Source organism: Enterobacter sp. RHBSTW-01064 (assembly GCF_014103035.1).
Lineage (GTDB): Bacteria > Pseudomonadota > Gammaproteobacteria > Enterobacterales > Enterobacteriaceae > Enterobacter > Enterobacter mori.
In genome coordinates this window covers 280,850-306,047 of sequence record NZ_JABXOU010000001.1, presented here as the reverse complement: position 1 = coordinate 306,047, position 25,198 = coordinate 280,850, and the positions used below count along the sequence as shown (strand labels likewise).

Here is a 25,198-nt window from a genome sequence, read left to right as displayed (position 1 = left end):
ATTTAGAGATAACCTATTGATTCTAAGGTGTTTTTTTTGATGATAAATTCTAAGGTGATGGCTACCGCACACCTGCATAAATGCAAGTGAGCTCTTGTTTAAAAATTTTTTAAAATTATAGGCATCATTAATGTAAATTGTCTATCTGCACATACACTATTGGGTCAATAGTTTGCATCAATTTGCATGTGAAATTTTCGTTTAAATTCATGGGAAGAGGTATAGCCAGCTTTACCTTCATGCTCATTTGCAACTGCATCAAGACCAATACCTTAAGCGTGCAGGCGAGGCGGGGATAGCACTGCGCGCCAGACGTGGTGAAAGGATTTATTTTGCGCGTCTGTGCGCGTCGTGGCGGCGCGCTGAGTGGTGAGGTTGAATCGTTAGGTGTTGGCAGGGTTGCGTGGCGTGTGCGGCGTCTGGTGAGGTCAGAGGATATGCCGCCCGGAGGCGGCATTTTGTGCGGGGTTAATCGGTCTCGATGTTGTAATCCTTAAAGCGGATCACCTCCATCCCGAGCCAGTCGTTTATCTCTTTGAAACGCTCCTGCAGCGGCGTCAGCTCGTTACGCACAAATACCCGCGCCACCTTCTCGATATCGCCCATCGAGCCGATATTTTCAGGCTTGCCTCCCATGAGCTGGAACGGCACGCGGTGCGCGTCGAGCAGGTCAGCGGCGCTCACCTTCTTGATGTTAAAAAAATCATCCTTCGTGGCGACTTCACTCAGCGGCACGATCTTAATGCCATCCGGTTTCCCGTTCGGGGCGTAGAAAAACAGGTTTTTAAAATTCCCGAGTCCTTTCGAGTCACGCATGGCGGAGCGCAGCGCCTCAACGTCTGTGCTGCTCTGCGCCGCGTCGGTCACGTACATGATATAACCCGCGTGCGCGCCGTTCTGGTAATACTTGCGACGAAACAGCGTGGCGGATTCATTCAGCCAGGCAGAATTAAGCGCGCTGAGGTATTCCGGCATCCCGTAGAGCTCCTGATTTATATCGGGCTCAAGCAAGTGAAACACCGAACCGGGCGCGAACTGGTGCGGGTGCGTATAGTCCGACACGTACCAGTAAACGCCATACTCAACGCCCCGGCGGGTGTATTTGGCCGGGGAGGTTTCCAGTTTAAAGAGCTGGCCGGTCACGCTCATACGCTTTTCAAGATAGCCGTTGGCAAACACCAGATAATCGAGCACAAGGCGGCTAAAGTCCTGACGGGACAGCAACGGGTGCGGGATAAAGGTGCTGGTCAGAATGTTGCGCTTGACGTAAATCGGGGAGCTGTGGTGTACGGCTGCGCGCAGGCTTTTTGCCAGTCCCGAGAAGTTGACCGGCGGCTCGTACCATTTGCCGTTATTGATGCATTCGACATAGTCGAGAATGTCCCGGCGATCCAGAACGGGAGACGGCTCACCAAAGGTGAATGTCTCCATTTTCTGCGGCGCGCTGGCCGTCATGCTGGTCTGTTTTGGCTGTTTCTTTTGGCGTTTTTTCATCTTAGTTAATATCCAGAATTGAGCTTGATTGCATACCGCTACCGGCGGAAAGTGGCTCGTTTAACAGGGCGTGCATGGTCGCCCACGCGATATCCGCGTGGCTGGCTTCTTCACTGCGGCTGGCTTCGTAGGTGGCGCTGCGGCCGCTGCTGGTCATGGTTTTGCGGATAGCCATAAATGACTGCGTGATGTCGGTCGCACCGGCGTCGTATTCCAGACACCCGCGGCGAATGGTGTCTTTTGCTTTCAGCACCATTGCGGTTTTCATTTCCGGCGTGTAGCGGATGGCGCGCGCCGCCGGGAAGAATGAGCGCACGAGCTGGTAAACACCCTGGCCGATGCCGGTCGCATCGATGCCGATATAGTCAACGGTGTATTTCTCGGTCAGTGCACGGATGGCCTCAGCCTGCGCGGCAAAGTCCATTCCTTTCCACTGGTGACGCTCAAGGATGCGGAACTTGCCACCGGCAACCAGCGGCGGAGCCAGTACCGCGCACCCGGCGCTGTCCCCAGTGTGTGACGGGTCATAGCCAATCCAGACAGGGCGCCAGTTAAACGGACGGTCGGCGAACGGCTCGAAGTCCTCCCATTCTTCCATCGCATCGACCATGCAGCGCTGCAGCTCCTCGAATGGGAATACCGACGCCTTATCGTCAACGAATTCGCACATAAACAGGTTACGGAAGTCATCCGCGCTGTTTTCCTGCTTAAGCTGGTCGAGGTTGAAAAGAGTGCAACCACCGGCAAGCGCGTCCTCAATGGTGACAATCTGCCGCCACTGTCCATCCCCGCATAACATGCCTCCGGCAAGCGCCTGATGACTGATGTCGATGTCGACACGTTCCTCGCGGTTGCTACGGCCAAGGTTAAACAGCTCGCCTGACCAGAACGGGTACGCGCCATGCGCCAGCGTCGACGGGGTCGAAAAATAGGTGGTGCGCAGGTGTGACTGCGAGGCCATGCCCGAGGCGACTTTGCGCAGCTTCTGAAAATTGGGGATCCAGAAAATTTCATCGACGTACAGGTCGCCGTTGTGGCTCTGCGCGGTGTTGGAATTGGTCCCGAGAAAAATCAGCTCAGCGCCATTGTTACCGATGACGATCGGGTCGCCTGACAGGTCGACGTCAACCAGACGGGCAAAGGCGATGATGTACTTACGGAACACGTAAGCCTGCGTTTTACTGGCCGACAAAAATATCTGGTTTTGCCCGGTTTTGAGCGCGCGCAGGAGGGACTCGCGCGCAAAGTAGAACGTCGCGCCAATCTGTCGCGATTTCAGGATGTGGCGGATGCGGTGCTCTAATCCCGCTCTATGCCAGCGGAGCTGATAGTCAAACGACTGGTCGAAGAAAATCTCTTCCAGCTTTTCAATCGCTTCATCACTGAAGAAATTGCGTTTCGGCTTTTTGCGATCCCCTTTGTTACGGCTGGCGATATTGGGGTTTAAATCCACCTCGTTTCCGGTCTGGCCGTAGCGGTTAACGCGCGCGAGCCGCTCCATCTGGCGCGACAGAAAATCAGCGACTTTGAAGTCATGCGCGGTCAGGTCTGGCTTTGCGTAGAGCTGAATAAGCCGCGCCTCTAACGTCGATTCCACGCGGTTAATCGGGGCGGTTTCCTCCCATCCATCGCGCTGTTTCCAGCTCTGCACCGTCGGGCGCTTGAGCTGCAGCATGTCGCAGATTTGCGGCACGGCGAACCCCTGCCAGTACAACAGGCGCGCCTGTCGTCGCGGGTCATTGAGCAGTGAAAGGTCAGTTGAAATGGTCATGCTTGCCTCGTTTTTGGTGTTACGTGGCAAGGCTAAGGAAATGGAGGGTAATTCGCGCTAAGTGCCTGTTGTGTCAGATCTAATCAGATCGTAAGCGGTGGCTGATACGGGTCAGAGTCGGGAAACTAAACCCGACCCGAAAACCCAACATCAGGACACCTGAACAATGGCAAAGAAAATCTCTAAATGGTTTCGCATCGGCGTCGAGGGTGACACCTGCGATGGCCGTGTCATCAGCGGCGATGATATTCAGGATATGGCCGACACGTTCGACCCGCGCGTCTACGGCTGCCGCATTAACCTCGAACATATCCGGGGGCTGATGCCTGACAGTCAGTTTAAACGTTATGGCGATGTGACCGAGCTCAAGGCGGAGATTATCAGCGATGGCTCAGCGCTCGATGGCAAAAAAGGGCTGTTTGGCAAAATCGCCCCGCTCGACGAGCTGGTCAGCATGGTTAAGGCCGGGCAGAAGGTTTACACCTCCATGGAGATCCGCCCGAACTTTGCTAACAGCGGCAAATGTTACCTCGTTGGCCTTGCCGTCACCGATGACCCGGCAAGCCTCGGCACTGAATACCTCGAATTCTGCAGCCGCGCCGCGCAGAACCCGCTTGCCGGTAAAAAAGACCAGCCGGACGACGTTTTCTCTGTGGCCTCACTGGCTGTGCTGGAATTTGAAGACGTCCCCGACACCATGCTCAACAGCCTGACCGATAAGGTTAAGGCCATTTTCAGCCGCAAGCAGGCCAGCGATGACATCCGTTTCGCCGATGTGCATGAGGCGGTGACCACCGTCACCGAACTGGTGCAGACCAACCTCACCGCCACCGACCAGCGCGTCACCGAGCTGGAGACCGAACTGGCGCAACTCAAGCAGGACGTGACCAGCAAGGCGGAAGAAAGCGCGCAGGCATTTAACGACCTCAAAAGCTCCCTCGATAACACCGAAAGCCAGCGCCAGCCGCGCCGCGAGCTTTCAAAAGGCGGTACGGGCGACGAGCTGCTGACCAACTGCTGATAACACGCCGGGCGTGCTGCCCGGCCTGAACCCTTTTACCCGAACAGGAAAAACCATGCGTAAAGATACCCGCTTCAAATTTAATGCCTACCTGTCCCGCGTCGCGGAGCTGAACGGTATTTCCACCGATGACGTGGATAAGAAATTCACCGTCGAGCCGTCGGTCACGCAAACCCTGATGACTACCCTGCAGATGTCATCCGCGTTTCTGACCAAAATCAACATCGTGCCGGTCGACGAGCTGAAAGGCGAAAAAGTCGGGGTTGGCGTTAACGGTACGATTGCGAGCACTGCCGACACCGCCGGTGATGATGAGCGTAAGACCGCTGATTTCACCGCGCTGGAGTCATTCAAATACGAGTGTGACCAGATTAACTTCGATTTCCATATCCGCTATAAACAGCTCGACCTGTGGGCGCGATTCCAGGACTTCCAGACCCGTATCCGTGACGCCATCATTAAACGTCAGTCGCTGGATTTCATCATGGCCGGTTTCAACGGCATCGAGCGCGTGGCGACGTCCAACCGTAAAAAATATCCACTGCTGCAGGACGTGGCGATCGGCTGGCTGCAGAAGTACCGCAATGAAGCGCCAGCGCGCGTGATGTCCAAAATCACCGACGAGGACGGCAAGGTTATTTCCGACGTGATCCGCGTGGGCAAAAACGGCGACTATGCGAACCTCGACGCGCTGGTCATGGATGCCACCGGCAACCTGATTGACGAGATTTATCAGGATGACCCGGAGCTGGTTGTCATCACCGGCCGTAAGCTGATGGCGGATAAGTATTTCCCTATCGTCAACAAAGAGCAGGAAAACACCGAGTCGCTGGCCGCTGACATCATCATCAGCCAGAAGCGTATCGGCAACCTGCCAGCCGTGCGCGTGCCTTACTTCCCTGCAAATGCCCTGATGGTGACGCGTCTCGACAACCTGTCTATCTACTTCATGGATGACGCGCACCGTCGCAGCATCATCGAGAACCCGAAAAAAGACCGCATCGAAAACTACGAGTCAATGAATGTTGACTATGTGGTCGAGGCTTACGCCGCCGGTTGCCTGATTGAAAACATCAAGCTCGGTGACTTCACTGCACCTGCAGAGCCGGAAAGCGGGGAGTAAGCCATGACGAGTCCCGCAGCGCGTCACATGATGCGGGTCTCGGCCTCTGAAACAGCGCGGCGGGCTGCTGTCCCGCTGCGCAATGCAACTGCCTATGAGCAGATGCTCGTTAAGCTGGCCGCAGACAACCGCACGCTAAAACAAATCAGCTCCAAAGAGCGCAAAGCCGCGAAAAAGCGCGAGCTGCTGCCGTTCTATCTGCCGTGGGTCGCTGGCGTACTCGAAAACGGCAAAGGCGCGCAGGATGACATCGTTATGACGGTGATGCTCTGGCGTCTCGATGCTGACGATATCGCCGGGGCGCTGGAAATCGCCCGTTACGCCATGACCTACGGCCTCACCATGCCGGTCGGTCGCCGTCCGACGCCGTGCCTGCTGGCCGAAGAAGTGGCACTGGCCGCGCAGCGCCTGCTCACGGCAAAACAGCCGGTCAGTCTGGCGAACCTGCTCGACACTATCGCGCTGACTGAACGCGCGGATATGCCCGATATCGTGCGTGCGAAGCTGCACAAAATCACCGGCTACGTGCTGCGTGACGCGGAGCAACTGCCCGAGGCACTGGCGCACCTGCAGCGTGCGATCCAGTTAGAAAGCACTATCGGGGTGAAAAAGGATATTGAGCAGCTAGAGCGCCAGCTCAGGCCAAAACCCGAACCGGCACCAAAAACCAAAACGACTCAACCGCGCACGCGCAAAACTGCCGCTAAACCGGCGGCACGGCGCGGGCGTCCACCAAAAGCGGCAAAAGCCGCTGGTTAACCGAGCGCTCCCCGAGCCGGGCGGCACGCCGGTCAATGCGGGTATCAATTGCCCTGACTGCGACCGGCGTCCACCGCCCATCCATTACCCGAGGTTGTCATGAAGACGCTGATTATTGAGCCAAAAAAAGAGCCGCAGGATGTGCCGGGCGTGGTGATACCGCCACCGGGCGTGAGCGAGCCGGTAATCAAAAACACCCCGTTTTTTCCTGATGTTGATCCGAAGCGCGTGCGGGAAGAAATGCGTTTAGAGCAGACCGTTTCCCCCGTGCGCCTGCGCCGGGCGATTAAGACCGCGATCGCGGAGACTAACGCGGAGCTGAGCGACTGGCGCGAAATTCAGCTCGATGCCGGTTACGCCACGCTGGCGGATGTCCCGACCGACAAGCTCGACGGCGAGAGCGTGCGCGTTTTCCACTATTTCAACGCCGTGTGCTCGATGACGACGGCCACGCTTTATGAGCGTTTTCGCGGCGTGGATGCGACTGCCAAAGGCGACAAAAAGGCCGACAGCATCGACAGCACTATCGATGAAATGTGGCGGGATATGCGCTGGTCTGTGGCGCGCATCCAGGACAAAGCGCGCTGCATTGTGGGGCAAATCTGATGAAAGCCTACGCGCTGCAGGGCGACACCCTCGACGCAATTTGCGCCCGGTACTACGGGCGCACCGTGGGCGTGGTCGAAACTGTCTTAGAGGCAAATCCCGGCCTGTCTGAGCTCGGCGTCATCCTCCCGCACGGCACGCTAATTGAGCTGCCCGAGACCGACAGCGCGGCCAGAACCGAAACGGTGAATCTATGGGACTGAGTATGGAAAAAATCACCACGTTTATCGCCTACTGGCTGGCCGTGGGGCTGGCGTATGTCGGGGCAATGTCCCCCGAAAAGATGGCGCTTTACGTGGGCGGCGGATGCGCCATTTTTACCGCGCTGACGAACTACTGGTTTAAGCGCAAGACGTACCTCTATCTGACATCGCTCGGACTCGATAAAGGGGCTATTCGTGAAATCAATCGTTAAAAAATGCAGTGTGGCCGCCGTGCTGGCGCTGGCAGCACTGATGCCTGACTTTCGTCTGCTTAACACCTCGCCCGGGGGGCTGGCGCTGATTGCCGACCTCGAAGGTTGTCGCCTGACGCCTTACCAGTGCAGCGCGGGAGTGTGGACGTCGGGCATCGGCCACACTGCAGGCGTCGTGCCGAAAGGGGAAATCACCGAGCGGCAGGCGGCGGCGAACCTCGTCGCGGATGTGCTGAACGTCGAGAAACGTCTGGCGGTCTGCGCGCCGGTGAAAATGCCGCAGCACGTTTACGACGCGCTGGTCAGTTTCTCATTCAACGTGGGAACCGGCGCGGCCTGCCGGTCGACGCTGGTCTCGTATATCAAACGCCAGCAATGGCCGCAGGCGTGCGACCAGCTCACCCGCTGGGTTTACGTGAATGGCGAAATTAACAAGGGGCTGGAAAACCGTCGCGCGCGCGAGCGTGCCTACTGCCTCAGGGGGATTGAATGAAAGTGATGTTGTTTTTACTGGCCGCGCTTATTGCGGTTGTGCTCTGGCAGCGTCATGAAAACGGCAACCTGACGCGCTCGTTTGAACGGGCAAACAGGGTCGCCACGGAACAAAAAACCGCGATCGGAATGCTGAAAAATCAGCTTTCCGTTTCGCAGGGTATTGCCAGGCGAAATGAAACCGCGCAGGTCAGTTTACGCGGCGAACTGCTGGCCGCCGGTGCGATGGCCGTGCGGCGTGAAGAAACCATTACGAGGCTGATAAATGAGAATGAAACCCTACGCCGCTGGTATAGCGCTGAGCTGCCTGATGTTGTGCGTCGGCTGCACACCCGCACCGCCTGCGCCTCCGCCGGTCATTGTTTACAGCGCCTGCCCGAAGGTGAGCTATTGCCCGATGCCGGGAAGCGACCCGGCCACTAATGGCGACCTGAGCGCCGATATTCGCAGGCTTGAGCACGCGCTCGCCGCGTGCGCGCTGCAGGTTGAAACCGTCAAAGACTGTCAGGATAAACTCGATGAAGAAAGCACGCAGCCTGCGCGAAGCGCTGATTAAAGCCGTCCCGCAGCTTGAAACAAATCCCGAAATGATGCGCATATTTGCCGATGAGGGGAATATCGATGCGCGTCTCGCGGCCTCCCTGTCGCATGAGAAAATTTACACCCTGAATGTGATCGTGTGTGACTTTGTGGGCGACCCTGACCTGATTTTCGTGCCGGTGGCCGCATGGCTCAGGGAAAACCAGCCGGATATCTGCACGCTCGATGACGGCCGCAAAAAGGGCTACCGTTTCCAGATGGATTTAAACGACGGGGACAGCGTCGATATCAGCATCAGCCTGCAGCTCACCGAGCGCACCCTCATCAAAGAGGAAAACGGCGCGCTGCACGTAAGCTATGCCCCTGAGCCGCCGCTGCCGGAGCCCGTCGCCCGGCCAAAGGAGCTCTATATCAACGGCGAACTGGTGAGCAAATGGGATGAGTGAATTTAAGCCCTTTGACGACCGGCTCAATGGTCTGATTGCTGCCCTGTCACCGGCAGCGCGCCGCAAGCTGGCCGGGGAGATTGCAAAGGAGCTGCGCAAGTCGCAACAGCAACGCATCAAGCTGCAGAAAGCCCCGGACGGCTCACCGTATCAGGCGCGAAAACGTCAGCCGCTCAGGGCAAAAAACGGGCGGATAAAACGGGCGATGTTCCAGAAACTCCGCACAAGCCGGTACATGAAAACCACTGGTCACGAAAACAGCGCGATGGTTGAATTCACCAGCAAAGTGCAGCGTATTGCTCGGGTGCATAATTACGGCCTAAAAGACCGGCCAAACCGCAATAGTCGGGATGTGCAGTACGAGGCGCGCCCACTCCTCGGTATTCCCTATGACGATACCAAGATGATTGAAAATGTTATAATAAAGAATCTAAGTACTTAATTGCTTTAAATTATAACAGGAACTGGGGTGTGGCCAGTTCCTGTAAATAGATGACTATTTCGAAGGGGGTTAAAGTATGAAGTTTAACCCTAGCTCTGTTTTTGCAATTTGTAATACGCTTTCTGAATTGCTCCAATTACCATTTTGATCACCACAACACTCAGGGCTTAGGCATATAGTCATGCAGGTTATTTTTTTTGTTTTCATGCCTTCGTTCAAAATTTTGAATAGATTCTGGATGAACTTGGTGTCGATAAACCTAAAATATTTCTCGTCCTTGTCAGTAAAGAAGTAATCAAGATCAATGTTGATAATGATTTTTTCATGGTTGTTAATAGCACTTTCTAAATCTTCCAAGAGTTCGTAAGGCTCAACGTTTTCGAAGCAGTGCTGGAAAGGGTTGTTAGGATATGTGCCGTCTTTATGGGTTGCAAAGTATATGGCAGCGATGTGATTTTGTAGTGCGCTGTCAGAAATGAAGTAAGAAAGGTAATTATCCCATCGAATTAAAGGCGAGTTTTGGTTGTTAGATTTGACTGTTAGGCCTAGGTAATCCTTAAGAGAGTTTAAATTAAAAACGCCCGGAAATTGTGCAGCGTAAGGCCCATGCAAAGGAAAAGTGTCATAGTGCCTGTCAATATGGAACAAAGCAATATCCTGATTCGGCTTTAAGTGCTGCATCCAGCACCAAAGAGCAGTTCGGTGGTTATCGCTAATGTATATACCATTTTCTTCTACTAAGAAATTTACATTGAATGCACCGGAGGTGCTTTTTTGATTTAAAGGAATCAGCCAATTCATATTAACTCCACATTCTAGATATTTTCAAAGGAAATTCCAACACAAAGGTAAAGCGTCACTGCGAGTTGTGCTGGCCGTGATAGAGAGTGACGAATTAGAAAACATACGATGTTAACTTCACAATAGTGCTCATGAATACACTGAACAGTCTACAAGAAATCGCACGCGCGATCCGCAACCTTATCCGCACCGGCATCGTGACCGACGTCGACCACGACGAGGGGCTTTGTCGTATCCAGACCGGCGGTATGGAAACCACCTGGCTGAACTGGCTAACCTGCCGCGCCGGTCGCTCGCGCGTATGGTGGGCTCCATCCGTTGGCGAGCAGGTGCTTTTGCTGGCGATCGGCGGCGAGCTCGATACGGCATTTGCGCTGCCCGGTATTTTCTCTGATGACCATCCCGCGCCGTCTGCCTCCCCTGATGCACTTCATGTTTCCTTTCCTGACGGGGCGGTTATTGAGTACGAGCCCGAAAACGGCGCGCTCACTGTGTCAGGCATCAAAACCGCAGACGTCACCGCGTCTGAGTCCATCACGGCCACCGTGCCACTGGTACTGGTGAAAGCCTCGACCCGCATCACGCTCGATACGCCGGAGGTGGTGTGCACCAACAAGCTGACGACCGGCACGCTCGAAGTGAAGAACGGCGGGAAGATGAGCGGGAATATCGAGCACACCGGCGGGACACTGAAATCAAACGGCGTGCAGGTGGATAACCACGCGCACGGCGGCGTCGAACGGGGCGGAAGCTGGACGGAGGGCATCAAATGACGGTGCGTTATCTGGGAATGAACAGCCAGACCGGCCTCAGTATCTCTGAGGTTGAGCATATCCGGCAAAGCGTGCGCGACATTCTGGTCACACCGGTTGGGTCGCGCGTCATGCGTCGTGAATACGGCTCGCTTCTTTCGCAAATGATTGACCAGCCGCAGACCCCGGCGCTGCGCCTGCAGATTATGGCCGCGTGCTATTCCGCGATCCAGAAGTGGGAGCCCCGCGTAAATCTCTCGACCATCACCTTTGAACGGTCGGAGACCGACGGTGGGCTGTATGTCGACATCACCGGCACCCGCTCCACCGGCGGCCAGCCTTTTTCACTCACCATTCCACTGAGTTAAACGCTATGGCAATTGTTGACCTGAGCCAGCTCGCCGCGCCTGACGTCGTGGAAGAACTGGACTATGAAACCAACCTGAGCGAGCGAAAGGCTACGCTCGTCTCGCTTTATCCCGAGGAACAACAGGAGGCCGTTGCGCGCACGCTGATGCTTGAATCAGAGCCGATTGTTAAGCTGCTGGAAGAAAACGCCTACCGGGAAGTAATCTGGCGACAGCGCGTCAACGAGGCCGCGCGCGCGGTCATGCTGGCCTACGCCACTGGCGCAGACCTCGACCAGATAGGCGCAAATTACAACGTCAAGCGCCTTGTTATCACGCCTGCAGACGACACCACGTTACCGCCAACGCCTGCCGTGATGGAGTCGGACACAGACTATCGTCTGCGCATTCAACAGGCATTTGAGGGGCTGAGTACCGCAGGCTCTGTCGGCTCATATCAGTTTCATGGCCGCAGCGCTGACGGGCGTGTCGCCGATATTTCGGTCATCAGTCCCGCGCCTGCGTGTGTCACGGTCACGGTGCTGTCACGCGAAAATAACGGGATAGCTTCTGACGAGCTGCTCGCCATCGTGCGCACCGCGCTGAACGATGAGGACGTCAGGCCGGTCGCTGACCGCGTGACCGTGCAGTCGGCGAACATTGTCGACTATAAAATCACCGCATCGCTTTACCTTTATCCCGGTCCCGAAAGTGAGCCGGTACTCAGTGCGGCAAAAGCAAAGCTGCAGGCGTATATCACCGCGCAGCACCGGCTCGGGCGTGATATCCGCAAATCTGCAATTTATGCCGCGCTCCACGTCGAGGGGGTACAGCGCGTTGAGCTGGCCGCGCCGGTGGCCGACATCGTGCTCGATGACACGCAGGCGTCATGGTGCACCGAGTACAGCGTGACCATCGGGGGCAACGATGAATAATACCCGACTGTTGCCGGTGGGCTCGTCGCCGCTTGAGGTGGCGGCGGCGCGCGCCTGCGCTGAAATCGAAAATACTCCCGTCCCCCTGCGCCGACTCTGGAGTCCTGACGACTGCCCGGCAAATCTGCTGCCATGGCTGGCGTGGGCGTTTTCCGTTGACCGCTGGGATGAGAGCTGGCCGGAGGCTACAAAAAGGGACGTGATCCGCGCGGCGTGGTACATCCACGCACACAAGGGGACGATTGGCGCAGTGCGCCGCGTGGTGGAGCCGCTCGGCTATCTGATTAACGTCTCTGAGTGGTGGCAAACAAACGACCCACCCGGCACGTTTCGCCTCGATATCGGCGTGTTAGAGACGGGCATCACCGAGGAAATGTACTACGAAATGGAGCGGCTTATTGCCGATGCAAAGCCAGCCAGCCGCCATTTAATCGGCCTCAATATTATTCAGGACATTCCCGGCTATCTGTACACCGGTGCCCTGAGCTATGACGGTGACATCATCACGGTTTACCCCGGATAAGTGAGAGCACAATGACAGTGAAATACAAAACGGTCATCACCAAAGCCGGTGCGGAAAAACTCGCGGCGGCGACCGTCCCGAACGGGAAAAAGGTGAATTTTACGGCGATGGCCGTGGGTGACGGTGGCGGCACGCTACCAGTGCCAGACCCTAACCAGACAAAGCTTGTCAAAGAGGTCTGGCGTCACACACTGAACAAAATCAGCCAGGACAGGAAAAATAAAAATTATGTCGTGGCAGAACTGCTTATCCCGCCTGAAACCGGCGGTTTCTGGATGCGCGAGCTCGGGCTCTATGATGACACCGGCACGCTGATTGCAGTCGGTAACATGGCCGAAAGCTACAAGCCAGCGCTGGCAGAGGGCTCAGGCCGCGCGCAGACCGTTCGAATGGTCATCATGGTGAGCGACATCGAGTCAGTCGAGCTGACCATTGACACCTCAACGGTGATGGCTACGCAGGACTACGTTGACGACAAGCTCGCGGAGCATGAGCAGTCCCGCCGCCATCCTGACGCCACCCTCACTGCAAAGGGTTTCACTCAGCTAAGCAGTGCGACCGACAGCACGTCTGAGGCGCTCGCAGCGACGCCGAAAGCGGTTAAGGCGGCGTATGACCTTGCCAAAGGGAAATACACGGCTCAGGACGCCACCACGGCGCAAAAGGGCATCGTCCAGCTCAGTAGCGAGACCGACAGCACGTCTGAGGCACTGGCTGCGACACCGAAAGCCGTTAAAGCCGCAAATGACAATGCCGCTGCAGCAAATAAAAATGCCAGTGAGCGAGTCAGTAAATCTGGCGACAGCATGACCGGAACGTTAAATCAGGACTCAGTAGCGCAGGCAACCTATAACCTGACGGCACTTTCCAACGCTGTTACAGGTAATAAAAATTATCTGCGTAAAATGCGCGGTGGCGGGACGGATACTATCTGGCATGAAACCGTTCAAGGTGGCGAGTATCGTCTGGCGACAGGGAGCACTGATGCACAGGAAGAGCTGGCAATAAGTACCAGCGCCGGTGTCAGAACGCGAGGGAATTTCACCTCGCAAACTGGCGGGTTTTATTCAGGAAACGCCAAAAAGTTTTCCTTTGTTTCTTCAAATACTTCTGACAAAAATGCCACCTTGCGCCTTTGGGGGAATGCTGACCGGCCAACAGTAGTTGAACTGGGGGACGACACCGGCTATCACCTTTATTCTCAGCGAAGTAAAGATGGTTCGTTACAATTTCAGTATAACGGCGCAGGGCTATTTAGCGGTTATTTACGCGCAGGCGGGGAAGTGCAATCAAGTTCGGCCAATAGTTACCGCATAGCATATGGCGCTTTTGGGACGTTCTGGCGAAATGATGGCGGAAGCCTTTATTTGATGCTGACAAACAAAGATGACCCGTGGGGGAATTACAACGCCCTGAGACCTTTCCGGGTAAGTCTCAATAACGGTGAAGTAATAATCAGCAAACTCAATTTATCTGACTTCGGATATTTTGATGCGCGTTATTATACTAAAGCACAATCTGATGCGGGCTATATGCCCAAGACTGGCGCATACACAAAAGCCGAGTCTGACGGGCGTTTCCAGCCGAAAGGGAATTACACTCCTGCAGGTCAGGCGTATACAAAAGCAGAGTCGGATGCGCGTTATGGGGTGGTAAATGGTATTCGCCGTGGTGGTCAACAAATCAGAAACCCGACTGATGCGTGGTTTGGCAACTGGGAGTCACCTGCCGGTTGCGTAGTGACGGGTATTCAAATGGACGGCAGAAGTGATGGCCGAAAACTAGGGGTATATTTCCGTCAAATGCAGTACCTGAACAAGCAAACTGGCGCATGGGTTAACATTGGGGATTAAATATGGATACGTTTATTAATCCAGTTATTTATAAATACGAACACATTGAAGTAAGCGGAATAATGCGTACCGGACTTTATTTTCATGATGAGCATGGCCGGGACTGGTACGAAACTTTAACCGGCTGGAAAGGTGCTGTTTCTCTGGATGATGACGGGATTGTCGTTGCTTACGAGCAGGATGTTTCGTATATGGGGATGGAAGAAGGCCGCAATGTCTATGAGGTCGACCCCCTGAGTGTGCCGGTAGATGTGTTAGGGAATTACAAATATGTGGATGGTATTTTTTACGATATCCGCCCTGATGCGACGACGCTTGCCGAACAAACCCGAAAACAGCTCATTGAAGATGCGGGGCTGATAATTTCAGTCCTGCAGGGCGCAGTCGATGAGTCGATGGCTACTGATGCTGAAAAGGCCAGCCTATCAGCGTGGAAGAAATACCGGGTTTTACTTTACAGAGTTGATACCAGTAAGCCCGAAGAAATTGAATGGCCTGAGCTACCACCGAAGAATTAATAAAAAAACCCGCGTTAAGCGGGTTTAATCGTAGGGGCATTCTTCATAGTCTTTTTCAGTTTCATCACCGGCAAACAGCCTGAGCCAGCAAAAGCCAAAGAGGCACCATGCAGCCAGACCACCACCAACCCAGAGTAATATCGTCATTCTCGCTCCCTCGTTAATGGCGAAACGATAGCGACAATATCCCTTCATTGATAATGGTTATCAGCGATCAATTCCAGGAGATTGATCACTGAAAACGATCAATCACCATTTCCGCACGCTTCACCGGTTGACTGCGCGTTGTACTGCCCATCCTCCAACGGCATTACGTTTCTTGCGCCTCGCGCACAACAGAAAATAGTCGCACCCCTTTACCACGGAGTTAAACAAATGGGCGACTATCACCACGGCGTCGAGGTCATCGAGATTAACGATGGCACTCGCACCATTTCCACCGTCTCGACGGCCATCATCGGCATGGTCTGCACGGCCAGCGATGCTGACGAAAAGACGTTTCCACTTAACGAGCCGGTGCTGATTACCAGTGTGCAAACAGCTATCGGTAAAGCCGGGAAAAAAGGCACACTGTCAAAATCCCTGCAGGCCATCGCCGACCAGTGCAAGCCGGTCATTGTGGTGGTGCGCGTTCCCGAAGGTATCGACGACCCGGAAGACCCGGAAGCGGCGCAGAAAGAAACCATTTCCAACATCATTGGCACGACCGATGAAAACGGCAAATACACCGGGCTGAAAGCGCTGTTAACGGCGAAAACCGTCACCGGCGTCAAGCCGCGCATTCTCGGCGTGCCGGGGCTGGATACGCAGGAAGTGGCGACCGCGCTTGCGTCGACCTGCCAGAGCCTGCGCGCATTCGGCTACGTGAGCGCGTGGGGCTGCAAGACCATTTCCGACGCCATCAAATACCGTGAGAATTTCAGCCAGCGCGAGCTGATGGTCATTCACCCTGACTTTCTGGCATGGGACACCACGGCGAACGAAACCGATATTGCATGGGCGACCGCCCGCGCGCTCGGCCTGCGCGCCAAAATCGACCAGGAAACCGGCTGGCACAAAACGCTCTCTAACGTCGGCGTGACTGGAGTCACCGGCGTCAGTACCTCGGTCTCATGGGATTTGCAGGAGAAGGCCACTGACGCGAACCTGCTGAATCAGGCCGGGGTGACAACGCTCATCCGTAACGACGGCTTTAAATTCTGGGGCAACCGTACCTGCTCAGATGACCCGCTTTTCCTGTTTGAAAACTACACCCGCACGGCACAGGTGCTGGCCGACACGATGGCTGAGGCGCACGCGTGGGCGATTGATAAACCCGTTACCGCAACGCTTATCCGCGACATTGTCGCCGGTATCAATGCCAAATTTCGCGAGCTGAAAAACAACGGCTATATCGTTGACGGTACGTGCTGGTACGACCCGGAGTCGAACAGCGTGGAAACCCTGAAAGCCGGGAAGCTGTATATCGATTACGACTACACCCCCGTCCCTCCGCTGGAAAACCTGACCCTGCGCCAGCGCATCACCGATACCTATCTGGCAGACCTGTCAGACTCGGTCAACAGCTAAGGAGCTCAGAGCATGGCGTTACCACGCAAACTGAAATACCTGAACATGTTTAACGACGGTCTCAGCTATATGGGCGTCGTTGAATCCGTCACCCTGCCAAAGCTGACCCGTAAGCTTGAGAAATACCGTGGCGGCGGGATGCCCGGCTCGGTGTCGATTGACCTCGGTCTCGATGACGACGCGCTGTCGCTTGAGTGGACGCTGGGCGGCCTGCCCGACGTCGAGCTGTGGGCGCAGTACGCGTCACCGGGTGCGGATAGCGTGCCGCTGCGCTTCACCGGCTCATTCCAGCGCGATGACACCGGCGCAATTTCTGCCGTTGAGGTGGTCATGCGTGGCCGTCATAAGGAGTTCGACGGCGGCGAAAACAAACAGGGCGAAAGCGGCACGACCAAAATCGCGACCGAGTGCTCTTACTACCAGCTCACGATTGACGGCAAAGAGGTCATCGAGATTGACGTCGTCAATATGGTGATGAAAGTCGACGGCGTAGACCGTATCGCTGAGCACCGCCGGGCGATTGGCCTGTAACCCGTTAACCGGTCAGCCAGGCTGGCCGGTCACTTACTCAGATTCAAAGAGAGCAACATCATGGAAAACATCAACGAAACCGCCACCACCGAAACCGAAAAACCGAACATTGTGATCCTCGATAATCCCGTCATGCGCGGTGAGCAGAAAATCGAGCAGATCACGGTCACAAAACCCAACGCGGGAACCCTGCGCGGTGTGAGTCTGGCCTCACTGGCAAACTCAGACGTCGATGCGCTGATTAAAGTGCTGCCGCGTATGACGTACCCGGCGCTCACCGAGCATGAGGTCATGCGTCTGGAAGCGTCAGACCTGATTTTGTTCGCCGGTAAGGTGGTCGGTTTTTTGTCGCCATCTTCGGCTCGCTGACCTTCCCGGATAACCTTTCGGTCGATGACCTGATGGCGGATATCGCGGTGATATTTCACTGGCCGCCATCAGAGCTGAATTCCCTGAGCGTGACCGAGCTCATCACATGGCGCGAAAAGGCGCTGCAGCGAAGCGGACACCACCATGAGCAATAATGTCAGGATTGAGGTACTGCTGAACGCAGTAGACCGGGCAAGCCGACCGCTCAAAGCTATCCAGAACGCCAGCAAGACCCTTGCTGGCGACATCCGCACTTCTCAGAACAGCCTGCGCGATCTGAATGCGCAGGCGTCCCGAATTGACGGATTCAGGAAAGCGAGCGCACAGCTTGCCGTGACCGGCCAGTCGCTTAACAAGGCGAAACAGGAAGCCGCCGCGCTGGCCGTGCAGTTTAAAAACACAGAAAACCCCACTAAAGCGCAGGCGCGGGCGATGGAGGCGGCAAAGAAATCCGCCGCTGACCTGCAGCTCAAATACAACAGCCTCAGGCGGTCGGTGCAGCGCCAGCGCACGGCGCTCGCGCAGGCTGGCATAAACACCAGAACTCTGTCGGCGGATGAGCGCCGCCTGAAAACCAGCATCAGTGAGACGACCGCACAGCTAAACCGGCAGCGCGGGGCACTGGCGCGGGTCAGTCAACAGCAGGCGCGACTGAGTCGCATTAAAGAGCGTTATCAGGCTGGTAAATCTCTTGCCGGAGGCGCTGCAGCGGCAGGCGCGGCGGGCGTCGGTATCGCCACGGCGGGAACGATGGCCGGAGTAAAATTACTCACACCCGGTTATGACTTTGCACAGAAAAACTCTGAGCTGCAGGCCGTGCTCGGGGTCGAAAAACAGTCGCCCGAAATGGAGGCGCTGCGCAAACAGGCGCGTCAGCTCGGGGACAATACCGCTGCGTCTGCAGACGATGCGGCGAGCGCGCAGATTATCATTGCGAAAAGCGGCGGTGATGCCGCAGCGATTCAGGCGGCGACGCCGGTCACGCTGAATATGGCGCTGTCTAACCGTCGCTCGATGGAAGAAAACGCCGCGCTGCTGACGGGGATGAAATCCGCGTTTCAGATGTCAAACGACCAGATCGCACACATCGGCGACGTGCTGTCGATGACGATGAACAAAACGGCCGCTGACTTTGACGGGCTGAGCGACGCGCTGACGTATGCTGCGCCGGTGGCAAAAAATGCCGGGGTCAGTATCGAGCAGACCGCCGCAATGGTCGGCGCGCTCCATGACGCCAAAATCACCGGCTCGATGGCGGGAACGGGCAGCCGTGCCGTCCTGAGTCGCCTGCAGGCTCCGACCGGTAAGGCATACGAGGCCATCAAAGAACTCGGCGTTAAAACGTCTGACAGCAAGGGCAACACGCGCCCGATATTTGCCATTCTGAAAGAAATGCAGCGCAGTTTTGAGAAAAACAATCTCGGAACAAGCCAGCGCGGCGAATACATGAAAACCATCTTTGGTGAGGAAGCCAGCTCGGCGGCGGCGGTACTGATGACCGCGGCCTCAAGCGGTAAGCTCGACCAGCTCACGGCGGCGTTTAAAGCCTCGGACGGCAAAACCGCTGAGCTGGTCAAAATCATGCAGGACAACCTCGGCGGCGACTTTAAAGAATTTCAGTCAGCCTATGAGGCCGTCGGTACTGACCTGTTTGATCAGCAGGAGGGGTCACTGCGTAAGCTCACCCAGACTGCCACGAAATATGTGTTAAAGCTCGACGGCTGGATCCAGAAAAATCAGGGGCTGGCGCAGACCATCGGCATCATAGCAGGCGGCGCACTGGCAATTATTGGCATCCTCGGGGCAATTGGTCTGGTCGCCTGGCCGGTCATTACCGGCATTAATATTTTAATTGCCGGTGCATCACTGCTTGGGACGGTTTTCTCTGTGGTGGGCGGTGCCATCATGACCGTGCTCGGGGCGCTTACCTGGCCGATAGTGGCTATTGGCGTTGCCATCGTCGCCGGTGCGCTGCTTATCCGCAAATACTGGGAGCCAATAAGCGCATTTTTCTCAGGCGTAATGGAGGGGCTAAAGCAGGCTTTTGCCCCTGTAGTGGAATTATTCGAACCGTTAAAGCCGGTTTTTGACTGGCTGGGTGACAAACTTAAAGCGGCGTGGCAGTGGTTTAAAGACCTGATCGCACCGGTTAAATCGACGCAGGAGACGCTCGACAGCTGCAAAAATGCGGGTGTGATGTTCGGTAAGATGCTGGCCGAAGCGCTGAGGTTACCGCTCAAAAGCTTTAATACATTGCGTACCGGCGTTAACTGGCTGCTGGAAAAGCTCGGGGTTATCAATAAAGAGTCGAGCGACCTTGATCAGAAAGCCGCAAAAGCCAGTGCCGCCACCGGCTCGCAAAACGGGTCTTATATTCCGGCAACCTCAGCATATGGCGGCTATCAGGTATATCAGCCGGTAACGGCGCCGACGGGTAAGACATACGTCGACCAGAGCAAACCAGAATATAACATCACCCTGAATGGTGGTATTGCACCGGGTACAGACCTTGACCGGCAGCTCCGGGAGGCAGTCGACAGACTCGACAAGCAAAACCGTGCGCGTCAGCGCTCAAGTATGCGTCACGATGGATGAGGGCTAAAGCATGTTAATGGTTTTAGGTTTATTTGTGTTTGAGCGCCGCACGCTGCCCTATCAGTCTATGCAGTATTCGAAAGATTATCGCTGGGCGTCAAACGACCGTATCGGCAAGCCACCGGCTTACCAGTATCTCGGGGAGGGAGAAACCACGCGCACGCTGTCGGGCGTGCTTTATCCCGAAATTACGGGCGGACGTCTGTCACTGACCGCCATCGAGCTGATGGCAGACGAGGGGCGAGCGTGGCCGCTGATTGACGGAACGGGCATGATCCACGGCATGTATGTCATCGACAAAGTGACGTATACGCACACCGAGCTATTCAGCGACGGAGCAGCGAGAAAAATCGAGTTTAGCCTTTCGCTTAAACGGGTCGATAAATCGCTCGCGGCCATTTACGGCGACCTGAAAACGCAGGCCGACAATCTGGTCACGTCTGCCGGTGACTGGCTGGGAGGGCTGGCAGGATGATTACAGGTATGGATATTCAGGCCGGAGCGAAGATAGCCCCGGCGTTTATGCTCAAGCTGGATAACGAGGATATCACGCAGGATTTTAGTGATCGCCTTATCAGCCTGACCATGACCGACAATCGTGGATTCGAGGCCGACCAGCTCGATATCGAGCTCGACGACACTGACGGTCAGATAGCAATGCCACCGCGCGGTGCAACGTTGACGCTGTGGTTAGGCTGGCAGGATTCCGCGCTGATAAAAAAGGGGACGTTCACGGTCGACGAAATCGAGCACAGGGGCGCGCCTGATACGCTGACCATCCGGGGGCGTAGCGCCGATTTTCGCGGTACGCTGAACTCGCGCCGGGAACAGTCATGGCATGACACCACGCTCGGGCAAATTGTGGAGACGATTGCGGCACGCAATAAGCTTGCGGCTAGCGTGGCCGACACGCTAAAAGCCGTCACAGTGCCTCACATTGACCAGTCTCAGGAATCCGACGCTGTGTTTCTGTCCCGTCTGGCTGACCGGAACGGGGCGGCGGTTTCGGTTAAAGCGGGGAAACTGTTATTCCTGAAAGCGGGGAGCGGTAAGACGGCCAGCGGGAAGCCCATTCCGCAGATGACGCTTGAGCGCGGGGACGGCGATCGTCATCAGTTTGCCATTGCTGACCGTGAAGCCTATACCGGCGTTACGGCAAAGTGGCTGCACACCAAAGACCCGAAGCCGCAAAAGCAAAAGGTGAAGCTCAAGAGAAAACCTAAGGAGAAGCACCTCCGCGCGCTGCAGCACCCGAAAGCGACCAAAGCCCCGGCTAAGGCCAAAGCCAAAAAAGAGCAGGAAGCGCGCGAGGGTGAGTATATGGCCGGTGAGGCTGACAACGTGCTGGAGCTGACGACCATTTACGCGACAAAGGCGCAGGCCATGCGCGCCGCTCAGGCGAAGTGGGACAAGCTGCAGCGAGGTGTCGCGGAGTTTTCAATCTCGCTGGCGATCGGCCGGGCAGATTTATTTCCTGAAACGCCAATCGCGGTGAAAGGCTTTAAGCGCGTTATAGACGAGCAGGCATGGATAATCAGCCGGGTGGTGCATAACCTCAACGGGAGCGGCTACACGACGGGCTTAGAGCTTGAGGTGAAGGTTTCGGATGTGGAGTACGAAAGCGAAGAATTAGCGCAGTGATTTATATTTAACTGTTTGTTATATAAGGATAAGTTAAGTAAAATTAGCGCATCGGAAATTAAATGAGGTGCTCGCCATGTTTCACTGTCCAAAATGCCATTTTGCCGCTCACGCCCGCACAAGTCGCTATTTTACTGACACGACCAAAGAGCGATATCACCAGTGCACAAACATCAACTGCAGCGCGACGTTTGTGACCACTGAGACGGTCGAGCGCTTTATCGTATCGCCGGGGGTTGTAGTACCAGCGGCGCCGCACCCTACATCTTCAGGCCAGCAACAAATGCACTGGCAGTGACCAAAAGTAAGCCCCGCATATGCGGGGCTTTCTCATTGGGCCGGAATCGTTTTTATATCGATAGTTTGGAGATAAGCTGAAGTAATATTGATCTCATTTAAATTATGACAGTATGAATATAAAAATTGGCCATGTTATTGAAATTCTACTTGTCACTAAGCATTACTAAATGATATAAATTAATCGCCCTAAGCGTAAGGCTTAGGGGTGATGTACAGGTTGTCAACTCTCGGACAGCGACCTTCGCTGAATACCTCCCAGAGGCTGATTAACAGGTGGACGATGCTCATAACGGTCTCCATGATACTGATTACATTATACAGTGTTTCTAACATTTGCGGTGAAATGCACTTAGCCTACTTGTAGTGCTATGTGTATGAGAAGGTTGGATAAAGACCACTTTGTTAAGCCGGGGCAATGTTTTTCTGAACGACCGCAGTTCGAAATTGCCCCGGTTTCACAATTTTGAGAATTCACAAAATGGAATCCCGTGAACATCCTTGGTTTAGGAAGCGTGGTTATCTTCATTTCGATAAACCAATTTCCATTGAACACGCTTTAGACATAGTAACAAACCCTCGAGCTGTTGCAGCTCATTCTTTTCTTCCTTTCATTACCTTTACTTCCACTACCTACAAAGTACAAAAAGATAAAGGCACTAATGCAATAAATAAAACTTTAAAAGAAAGACCTATAGCTTATTCTTCTCATGTAGATAGCCACATCTATTCTTACTATGCAGCGACACTGAATGAGCTTTATGAGAACGCACTGCAAATTCATGGAATTTCCAAAAATGTTCTGGCTTTCAGATCTCTCCATAAAAGCAATATTGAGTTTGCATATGATGCCTTTCAAGAAATTAAAAAAAGAGGTGAATGCAGTGCAGTTGCTTTAGACTTATCTAAATTTTTCGATACTCTTGATCATTCTTTTCTAAAAGATGCTTGGTGTCGATTGCTTTCTACTGATAAATTGCCAGAAGATCATTATGCTGTTTTCAAGGCTATAACAAAATATTCGAAAGTCGACAAAGAAAAAGTGTATGATTTGATGGATATCCCAAAAAATAATGCTAAATACACTAAGAAAACAAGAAAGCAAATTTGTTCGTTTGCAGATTTTAGAGATAAAGTCAGGAAAAATGCGTTAATAATATCTAATAAAGCGAATTTTGGAATACCTCAAGGCTCGCCAATAAGTGCGCTTCTTTCCAATATTTACATGCTTAACTTTGATATAGAAATGAAGGATTATGTTGCAACTTTAGGCGGAGAATACTTCCGATATTGTGACGATATGCTGTTTATTGTTCCTCTGTCTGCTAAAAATAATGTTGCGGGTGAAGCAGAAAAAAGGCTGAATAAACTAAAGGTATCACTAAATACCAAGAAGACAGAGATTAGAGAGTTTTCATTTGCCTCGAAAAAACTAAAGTGTGACAAGCCGTTGCAATATTTGGGGTTTGTTTTTGATGGGCAGAACATATTCCTAAGGTCATCTTCTCTTTCGCGCTACTCGGATAGAATGAAGCGAGGTGTACGGCTTGCAAAAGCTACCATGAAGAGAAAAAATAATATAAGAAAGCATAAGGGTTTGGCAAAAAAAGAACTTTTCAAAGAAAAAATTTATGCCCGCTACGCTCATGTAGGAAAACGAAACTTCTTAACTTATGGCTATAGGGCATCACGTATAATGAAGTCTAACTCAATAAGAAAACAATTGAAGCCTTTGTGGGAACGATTGCAAAAAGAAATAAACAGAAGCTAATGGTGTATGCTTTACTTCGGTGATGTAAGAAAAAATAAACTAGTTAAATTAATTAGACATCAAATTGTATGTTTGCTGGCACTACTAAATTAAGTCAGACATCAATTCTGAGGAAAAGCCCCGCAAAAGCGGGGCTTCTTGTATCGATGTGGTCAACATGTGGACGTGACCTGAAACAAATCCTTTTATTTCATTATGTTGTGAATTTTAAAAAGGCTCCTGAGGGAGCCTTTTTAATATCGTTGACAATGCTCCGTCATTTAGTTGTATAGTACAACTAAATGACGGAGAAAATAATGCATACTGTACCCCCTGTAGTTAGCGATATTCGCGTTGCGTCACGTCTGATGGTCAGAGAGCTGGGCTTTATGGCCTCCACGCTGGCCTCTACCCATTACTCACCCTCGGCCGTACACACCCTCGTGGAAATTGAGCTGCATAAGGAGATGACCGCAGGTCAACTGGTGCAGCTGCTGGGTCTGGAAAAATCCAGCGTCAGCCGGATGCTGTCGCGCCTTATTTCTGCAGGCGAACTGGAAGAGGGTGTTTCTGCGCAAGATGCCAGGGCCAAAAGTCTCCGGCTGACTGCAAAGGGGCGCAAGACCGTTGAGCAGATTAATGCCTACGGGAGTGAACGGGTCATTTCAGCGATACAATCACTGGATCCCATACAGCAGGAAACCATCTCTCAGGGACTGTCGCTCTACGCTAACGCGCTGCTGGCCTGCCGGGAGAGCGGCACTGAGCGGCAGCCTACGGCCCCAGTGATTGTCGCAGGCTACCGTCCTGGCATGATTGGCCGCATCGCGGAAATGCACGGCAGCTATTACGCACGCGAACATAACTTTGGCAGCTTCTTCGAAGCCAAAGTTGCTGCGGGGCTTGCTGAATTTAGCGAACGCCTCGAGAAGCCGTGCAACCAGGTTTGGCTAGCTGTGATGAACGGCAGAATTGTAGGATCTGTCGCCATTGATGGTGAAGATTTAGAGCCGGGTGAGGCGCATCTGCGCTGGTTTATTCTGGACGATGGCTGCCGGGGTCATGGGGTTGGCAAAAAACTGTTGAGCGAGGCCATGATGTTTTGCGACAGCGAGGGCTTTTCTGCCGTGCATCTCTGGACGTTCAATAAATTGACCGCTGCCCGACGCCTGTACGAATCCTTTGGCTTTACGCTAGCGAAAGAGTGGGAGGGCGATCAGTGGGGCAGTCGTATTATTGAGCAGCAGTTCACCCGGTTCAAACAGGTTTAGCGGTGCGATAAAAAAGGCTCCTTGCGGAGCCTTGAGGCATCAAAAGACTTTTTTGTACGGGCGCACCGTGACTTTTTCGTACACACCGGCAGCCACATACGGATCGGCGTCAGCCCAGGCTGTTGCCGCTTCCAGAGATTCAAACTCGGCAATGACCGTCGAGCCAGAAAAACCCGCGGCGCCAGGATCGTTGCTGTCTACCGCAGGCATAGGCCCCGCGGTCAATAAGCGGCCTTCATCCTGCAGCAGCTGTAGGCGTGCCAGGTGGGCAGGGCGAACAGACTGGCGTTTTTCCAGGGATTCAGCGACATCTTCAGAGTAAATCACATAAAGCACG

The 25,198-nt window shown here is 54.1% G+C and carries 32 protein-coding genes; 27 read left to right on the top strand and 5 right to left on the bottom strand.

Going from position 1 to position 25,198, the window contains the following annotated elements; all coding sequences use genetic code 11:
* Positions 1–468: 468 nt before the first annotated feature.
* Together HV355_RS01420 and HV355_RS01415 are read right to left on the bottom strand one after the other, a co-directional pair.
* Positions 469–1,494 carry a phage portal protein gene (locus tag HV355_RS01420; RefSeq protein ID WP_049010675.1) on the bottom strand — a complete coding sequence of 342 codons (1,026 nt, stop codon included), beginning with the start codon at positions 1,492–1,494 and terminating at the stop codon, positions 469–471.
* A gap of 1 nt (position 1,495) precedes the next feature.
* Positions 1,496–3,265 (bottom strand): terminase ATPase subunit family protein, encoded by a 1,770-nt coding sequence (locus HV355_RS01415; protein WP_049010678.1) that lies wholly within the window; start codon positions 3,263–3,265, stop codon positions 1,496–1,498.
* A gap of 166 nt (positions 3,266–3,431) precedes the next feature.
* Between HV355_RS01415 and HV355_RS01410 the strand changes: the two genes are divergently transcribed.
* The 11 genes from HV355_RS01410 to HV355_RS01360 all read left to right on the top strand — a co-directional run bounded on the left by HV355_RS01410 (position 3,432) and on the right by HV355_RS01360 (position 9,109).
* Positions 3,432–4,286 (top strand): GPO family capsid scaffolding protein, encoded by an 855-nt coding sequence (locus HV355_RS01410; RefSeq protein ID WP_049010681.1) that lies wholly within the window; start codon positions 3,432–3,434, stop codon positions 4,284–4,286.
* A 55-nt stretch (positions 4,287–4,341) separates the two neighbouring features.
* On the top strand, positions 4,342–5,409 hold the full coding sequence (locus tag HV355_RS01405; RefSeq protein WP_049010683.1) for a phage major capsid protein, P2 family: 1,068 nt from the start codon (positions 4,342–4,344) through the stop codon (positions 5,407–5,409).
* 3 nt (positions 5,410–5,412) lie between these two features.
* The gene (locus tag HV355_RS01400; protein ID WP_038421123.1) at positions 5,413–6,168 is read left to right on the top strand and encodes a terminase endonuclease subunit; all 756 of its coding nucleotides are present in this window, start codon (positions 5,413–5,415) and stop codon (positions 6,166–6,168) included.
* A gap of 99 nt (positions 6,169–6,267) precedes the next feature.
* The gene (locus tag HV355_RS01395; protein ID WP_032609395.1) at positions 6,268–6,774 is read left to right on the top strand and encodes a head completion/stabilization protein; all 507 of its coding nucleotides are present in this window, start codon (positions 6,268–6,270) and stop codon (positions 6,772–6,774) included.
* A complete protein-coding gene (locus HV355_RS01390) occupies positions 6,774–6,977 on the top strand; it encodes a tail protein X (protein WP_032609394.1) in 204 nt (67 codons plus the stop codon). The genes HV355_RS01395 and HV355_RS01390 overlap by 1 nt, the downstream gene beginning before the upstream one ends.
* Positions 6,968–7,189 carry a hypothetical protein gene (locus tag HV355_RS01385; protein ID WP_001354073.1) on the top strand — a complete coding sequence of 74 codons (222 nt, stop codon included), beginning with the start codon at positions 6,968–6,970 and terminating at the stop codon, positions 7,187–7,189. The genes HV355_RS01390 and HV355_RS01385 overlap by 10 nt, the downstream gene beginning before the upstream one ends.
* The gene (locus HV355_RS01380; RefSeq protein ID WP_032609391.1) at positions 7,173–7,682 is read left to right on the top strand and encodes a lysozyme; all 510 of its coding nucleotides are present in this window, start codon (positions 7,173–7,175) and stop codon (positions 7,680–7,682) included. The genes HV355_RS01385 and HV355_RS01380 overlap by 17 nt, the downstream gene beginning before the upstream one ends.
* Positions 7,679–8,104, top strand: coding sequence for an Rz-like lysis system protein LysB (lysB, locus tag HV355_RS24085; protein ID WP_038421124.1), 426 nt, complete (start codon positions 7,679–7,681; stop codon positions 8,102–8,104). The genes HV355_RS01380 and lysB overlap by 4 nt, the downstream gene beginning before the upstream one ends.
* Positions 7,992–8,237 (top strand): Rz1-like lysis system protein LysC, encoded by a 246-nt coding sequence (gene lysC, locus HV355_RS01370; RefSeq protein WP_072163335.1) that lies wholly within the window; start codon positions 7,992–7,994, stop codon positions 8,235–8,237. Before lysB ends, lysC begins: the two co-directional genes overlap by 113 nt.
* Positions 8,200–8,667 (top strand): phage tail protein, encoded by a 468-nt coding sequence (locus HV355_RS01365; RefSeq protein ID WP_049010687.1) that lies wholly within the window; start codon positions 8,200–8,202, stop codon positions 8,665–8,667. The genes lysC and HV355_RS01365 overlap by 38 nt, the downstream gene beginning before the upstream one ends.
* Entirely contained in the window at positions 8,660–9,109 is a 450-nt protein-coding gene (locus HV355_RS01360; RefSeq protein WP_049010689.1) for a phage virion morphogenesis protein, read from the top strand. Before HV355_RS01365 ends, HV355_RS01360 begins: the two co-directional genes overlap by 8 nt.
* A gap of 69 nt (positions 9,110–9,178) precedes the next feature.
* On the opposite strand, the gene HV355_RS01355 is transcribed toward HV355_RS01360, so the two are convergent.
* Entirely contained in the window at positions 9,179–9,910 is a 732-nt protein-coding gene (locus HV355_RS01355) for a UPF0489 family protein (protein ID WP_049010691.1), read from the bottom strand.
* Between the two features lie 131 nt (positions 9,911–10,041).
* On the opposite strand from HV355_RS01355, the gene HV355_RS01350 reads away from it, so the two are divergent.
* From HV355_RS01350 to HV355_RS01325, 6 genes are read left to right on the top strand one after another with little or no spacing between them, the layout of a single operon-like run.
* Positions 10,042–10,683 carry a phage baseplate assembly protein V gene (locus HV355_RS01350; protein WP_032609382.1) on the top strand — a complete coding sequence of 214 codons (642 nt, stop codon included), beginning with the start codon at positions 10,042–10,044 and terminating at the stop codon, positions 10,681–10,683.
* Positions 10,680–11,030 (top strand): GPW/gp25 family protein, encoded by a 351-nt coding sequence (locus HV355_RS01345; protein ID WP_023338715.1) that lies wholly within the window; start codon positions 10,680–10,682, stop codon positions 11,028–11,030. The genes HV355_RS01350 and HV355_RS01345 overlap by 4 nt, the downstream gene beginning before the upstream one ends.
* A 5-nt stretch (positions 11,031–11,035) precedes the next feature.
* Positions 11,036–11,944, top strand: a complete 909-nt coding sequence (locus HV355_RS01340) for a baseplate assembly protein (RefSeq protein ID WP_049010695.1) — start codon at positions 11,036–11,038, stop codon at positions 11,942–11,944.
* Positions 11,937–12,467, top strand: a complete 531-nt coding sequence (locus HV355_RS01335; protein ID WP_032609378.1) for a phage tail protein I — start codon at positions 11,937–11,939, stop codon at positions 12,465–12,467. Before HV355_RS01340 ends, HV355_RS01335 begins: the two co-directional genes overlap by 8 nt.
* 11 nt (positions 12,468–12,478) lie before the next feature.
* Complete coding sequence (locus tag HV355_RS24080; protein ID WP_225990815.1) at positions 12,479–14,320, top strand: phage tail protein; 1,842 nt, start codon at positions 12,479–12,481, stop codon at positions 14,318–14,320.
* Between the two features lie 2 nt (positions 14,321–14,322).
* Entirely contained in the window at positions 14,323–14,838 is a 516-nt protein-coding gene (locus HV355_RS01325; protein ID WP_032609376.1) for a tail fiber assembly protein, read from the top strand.
* 24 nt (positions 14,839–14,862) lie between these two features.
* Here the strand turns inward: HV355_RS01325 and HV355_RS24365 are convergent, their stop codons facing one another.
* Positions 14,863–14,985 (bottom strand): hypothetical protein, encoded by a 123-nt coding sequence (locus HV355_RS24365; protein WP_254915563.1) that lies wholly within the window; start codon positions 14,983–14,985, stop codon positions 14,863–14,865.
* 228 nt (positions 14,986–15,213) lie between these two features.
* Between HV355_RS24365 and HV355_RS01320 the strand changes: the two genes are divergently transcribed.
* From HV355_RS01320 to HV355_RS01275, 10 genes are all read left to right on the top strand, one after another.
* Positions 15,214–16,407: a phage tail sheath protein gene (locus tag HV355_RS01320; protein ID WP_049010642.1), complete on the top strand. Its 1,194-nt coding sequence runs from the start codon at positions 15,214–15,216 to the stop codon at positions 16,405–16,407.
* A 12-nt stretch (positions 16,408–16,419) separates the two neighbouring features.
* Positions 16,420–16,938: a phage major tail tube protein gene (locus HV355_RS01315; RefSeq protein WP_049010640.1), complete on the top strand. Its 519-nt coding sequence runs from the start codon at positions 16,420–16,422 to the stop codon at positions 16,936–16,938.
* Between the two features lie 60 nt (positions 16,939–16,998).
* Positions 16,999–17,307 carry a phage tail assembly protein gene (locus HV355_RS01310; RefSeq protein WP_063161408.1) on the top strand — a complete coding sequence of 103 codons (309 nt, stop codon included), beginning with the start codon at positions 16,999–17,001 and terminating at the stop codon, positions 17,305–17,307.
* Complete coding sequence (locus HV355_RS01305) at positions 17,304–17,462, top strand: GpE family phage tail protein (RefSeq protein ID WP_240326290.1); 159 nt, start codon at positions 17,304–17,306, stop codon at positions 17,460–17,462. The genes HV355_RS01310 and HV355_RS01305 overlap by 4 nt, the downstream gene beginning before the upstream one ends.
* The gene (locus tag HV355_RS01300) at positions 17,452–19,902 is read left to right on the top strand and encodes a phage tail tape measure protein (RefSeq protein ID WP_049010634.1); all 2,451 of its coding nucleotides are present in this window, start codon (positions 17,452–17,454) and stop codon (positions 19,900–19,902) included. Before HV355_RS01305 ends, HV355_RS01300 begins: the two co-directional genes overlap by 11 nt.
* Positions 19,903–19,912: 10 nt before the next feature.
* On the top strand, positions 19,913–20,377 hold the full coding sequence (locus HV355_RS01295; protein WP_049010630.1) for a phage tail protein: 465 nt from the start codon (positions 19,913–19,915) through the stop codon (positions 20,375–20,377).
* The gene (locus HV355_RS01290; RefSeq protein WP_063154251.1) at positions 20,374–21,543 is read left to right on the top strand and encodes a phage late control D family protein; all 1,170 of its coding nucleotides are present in this window, start codon (positions 20,374–20,376) and stop codon (positions 21,541–21,543) included. The genes HV355_RS01295 and HV355_RS01290 overlap by 4 nt, the downstream gene beginning before the upstream one ends.
* A gap of 76 nt (positions 21,544–21,619) precedes the next feature.
* Positions 21,620–21,841, top strand: a complete 222-nt coding sequence (locus tag HV355_RS01285) for a DNA-binding transcriptional regulator (protein WP_032665565.1) — start codon at positions 21,620–21,622, stop codon at positions 21,839–21,841.
* 480 nt (positions 21,842–22,321) lie between these two features.
* Positions 22,322–23,611: an antiviral reverse transcriptase Drt2 gene (gene drt2 / locus HV355_RS01280; RefSeq protein WP_049010624.1), complete on the top strand. Its 1,290-nt coding sequence runs from the start codon at positions 22,322–22,324 to the stop codon at positions 23,609–23,611.
* Between the two features lie 296 nt (positions 23,612–23,907).
* Complete coding sequence (locus tag HV355_RS01275) at positions 23,908–24,861, top strand: helix-turn-helix domain-containing GNAT family N-acetyltransferase (protein WP_182400726.1); 954 nt, start codon at positions 23,908–23,910, stop codon at positions 24,859–24,861.
* 39 nt (positions 24,862–24,900) lie between these two features.
* Here the strand turns inward: HV355_RS01275 and HV355_RS01270 are convergent, their stop codons facing one another.
* Positions 24,901–25,197, bottom strand: coding sequence for a YciI family protein (locus HV355_RS01270; RefSeq protein ID WP_089600585.1), 297 nt, complete (start codon positions 25,195–25,197; stop codon positions 24,901–24,903).
* Position 25,198 lies beyond the last annotated feature (1 nt).

Excerpts from the sequence above, each read along its gene's own strand:
- HV355_RS01420 (WP_049010675.1), bottom strand. The coding sequence starts at position 1,494 with ATGAAAAAACGCCAAAAGAAACAGCCAAAACAGACCAGCATGACGGCC.
- HV355_RS01415 (WP_049010678.1), bottom strand. The coding sequence starts at position 3,265 with ATGACCATTTCAACTGACCTTTCACTGCTCAATGACCCGCGACGACAG.
- HV355_RS01410 (WP_049010681.1), top strand. The coding sequence starts at position 3,432 with ATGGCAAAGAAAATCTCTAAATGGTTTCGCATCGGCGTCGAGGGTGAC.
- HV355_RS01405 (WP_049010683.1), top strand. The coding sequence starts at position 4,342 with ATGCGTAAAGATACCCGCTTCAAATTTAATGCCTACCTGTCCCGCGTC.
- HV355_RS01400 (WP_038421123.1), top strand. The coding sequence starts at position 5,413 with ATGACGAGTCCCGCAGCGCGTCACATGATGCGGGTCTCGGCCTCTGAA.
- HV355_RS01395 (WP_032609395.1), top strand. The coding sequence starts at position 6,268 with ATGAAGACGCTGATTATTGAGCCAAAAAAAGAGCCGCAGGATGTGCCG.
- HV355_RS01390 (WP_032609394.1), top strand. The coding sequence starts at position 6,774 with ATGAAAGCCTACGCGCTGCAGGGCGACACCCTCGACGCAATTTGCGCC.
- HV355_RS01385 (WP_001354073.1), top strand. The coding sequence starts at position 6,968 with ATGGGACTGAGTATGGAAAAAATCACCACGTTTATCGCCTACTGGCTG.
- lysB (WP_038421124.1), top strand. The coding sequence starts at position 7,679 with ATGAAAGTGATGTTGTTTTTACTGGCCGCGCTTATTGCGGTTGTGCTC.
- lysC (WP_072163335.1), top strand. The coding sequence starts at position 7,992 with ATGTTGTGCGTCGGCTGCACACCCGCACCGCCTGCGCCTCCGCCGGTC.
- HV355_RS01365 (WP_049010687.1), top strand. The coding sequence starts at position 8,200 with ATGAAGAAAGCACGCAGCCTGCGCGAAGCGCTGATTAAAGCCGTCCCG.
- HV355_RS01360 (WP_049010689.1), top strand. The coding sequence starts at position 8,660 with ATGAGTGAATTTAAGCCCTTTGACGACCGGCTCAATGGTCTGATTGCT.
- HV355_RS01355 (WP_049010691.1), bottom strand. The coding sequence starts at position 9,910 with ATGAATTGGCTGATTCCTTTAAATCAAAAAAGCACCTCCGGTGCATTC.
- HV355_RS01350 (WP_032609382.1), top strand. The coding sequence starts at position 10,042 with ATGAATACACTGAACAGTCTACAAGAAATCGCACGCGCGATCCGCAAC.
- HV355_RS01345 (WP_023338715.1), top strand. The coding sequence starts at position 10,680 with ATGACGGTGCGTTATCTGGGAATGAACAGCCAGACCGGCCTCAGTATC.
- HV355_RS01340 (WP_049010695.1), top strand. The coding sequence starts at position 11,036 with ATGGCAATTGTTGACCTGAGCCAGCTCGCCGCGCCTGACGTCGTGGAA.
- HV355_RS01335 (WP_032609378.1), top strand. The coding sequence starts at position 11,937 with ATGAATAATACCCGACTGTTGCCGGTGGGCTCGTCGCCGCTTGAGGTG.
- HV355_RS24080 (WP_225990815.1), top strand. The coding sequence starts at position 12,479 with ATGACAGTGAAATACAAAACGGTCATCACCAAAGCCGGTGCGGAAAAA.
- HV355_RS01325 (WP_032609376.1), top strand. The coding sequence starts at position 14,323 with ATGGATACGTTTATTAATCCAGTTATTTATAAATACGAACACATTGAA.
- HV355_RS24365 (WP_254915563.1), bottom strand. The coding sequence starts at position 14,985 with ATGACGATATTACTCTGGGTTGGTGGTGGTCTGGCTGCATGGTGCCTC.
- HV355_RS01320 (WP_049010642.1), top strand. The coding sequence starts at position 15,214 with ATGGGCGACTATCACCACGGCGTCGAGGTCATCGAGATTAACGATGGC.
- HV355_RS01315 (WP_049010640.1), top strand. The coding sequence starts at position 16,420 with ATGGCGTTACCACGCAAACTGAAATACCTGAACATGTTTAACGACGGT.
- HV355_RS01310 (WP_063161408.1), top strand. The coding sequence starts at position 16,999 with ATGGAAAACATCAACGAAACCGCCACCACCGAAACCGAAAAACCGAAC.
- HV355_RS01300 (WP_049010634.1), top strand. The coding sequence starts at position 17,452 with ATGAGCAATAATGTCAGGATTGAGGTACTGCTGAACGCAGTAGACCGG.
- HV355_RS01295 (WP_049010630.1), top strand. The coding sequence starts at position 19,913 with ATGTTAATGGTTTTAGGTTTATTTGTGTTTGAGCGCCGCACGCTGCCC.
- HV355_RS01290 (WP_063154251.1), top strand. The coding sequence starts at position 20,374 with ATGATTACAGGTATGGATATTCAGGCCGGAGCGAAGATAGCCCCGGCG.
- HV355_RS01285 (WP_032665565.1), top strand. The coding sequence starts at position 21,620 with ATGTTTCACTGTCCAAAATGCCATTTTGCCGCTCACGCCCGCACAAGT.
- drt2 (WP_049010624.1), top strand. The coding sequence starts at position 22,322 with ATGGAATCCCGTGAACATCCTTGGTTTAGGAAGCGTGGTTATCTTCAT.
- HV355_RS01275 (WP_182400726.1), top strand. The coding sequence starts at position 23,908 with ATGCATACTGTACCCCCTGTAGTTAGCGATATTCGCGTTGCGTCACGT.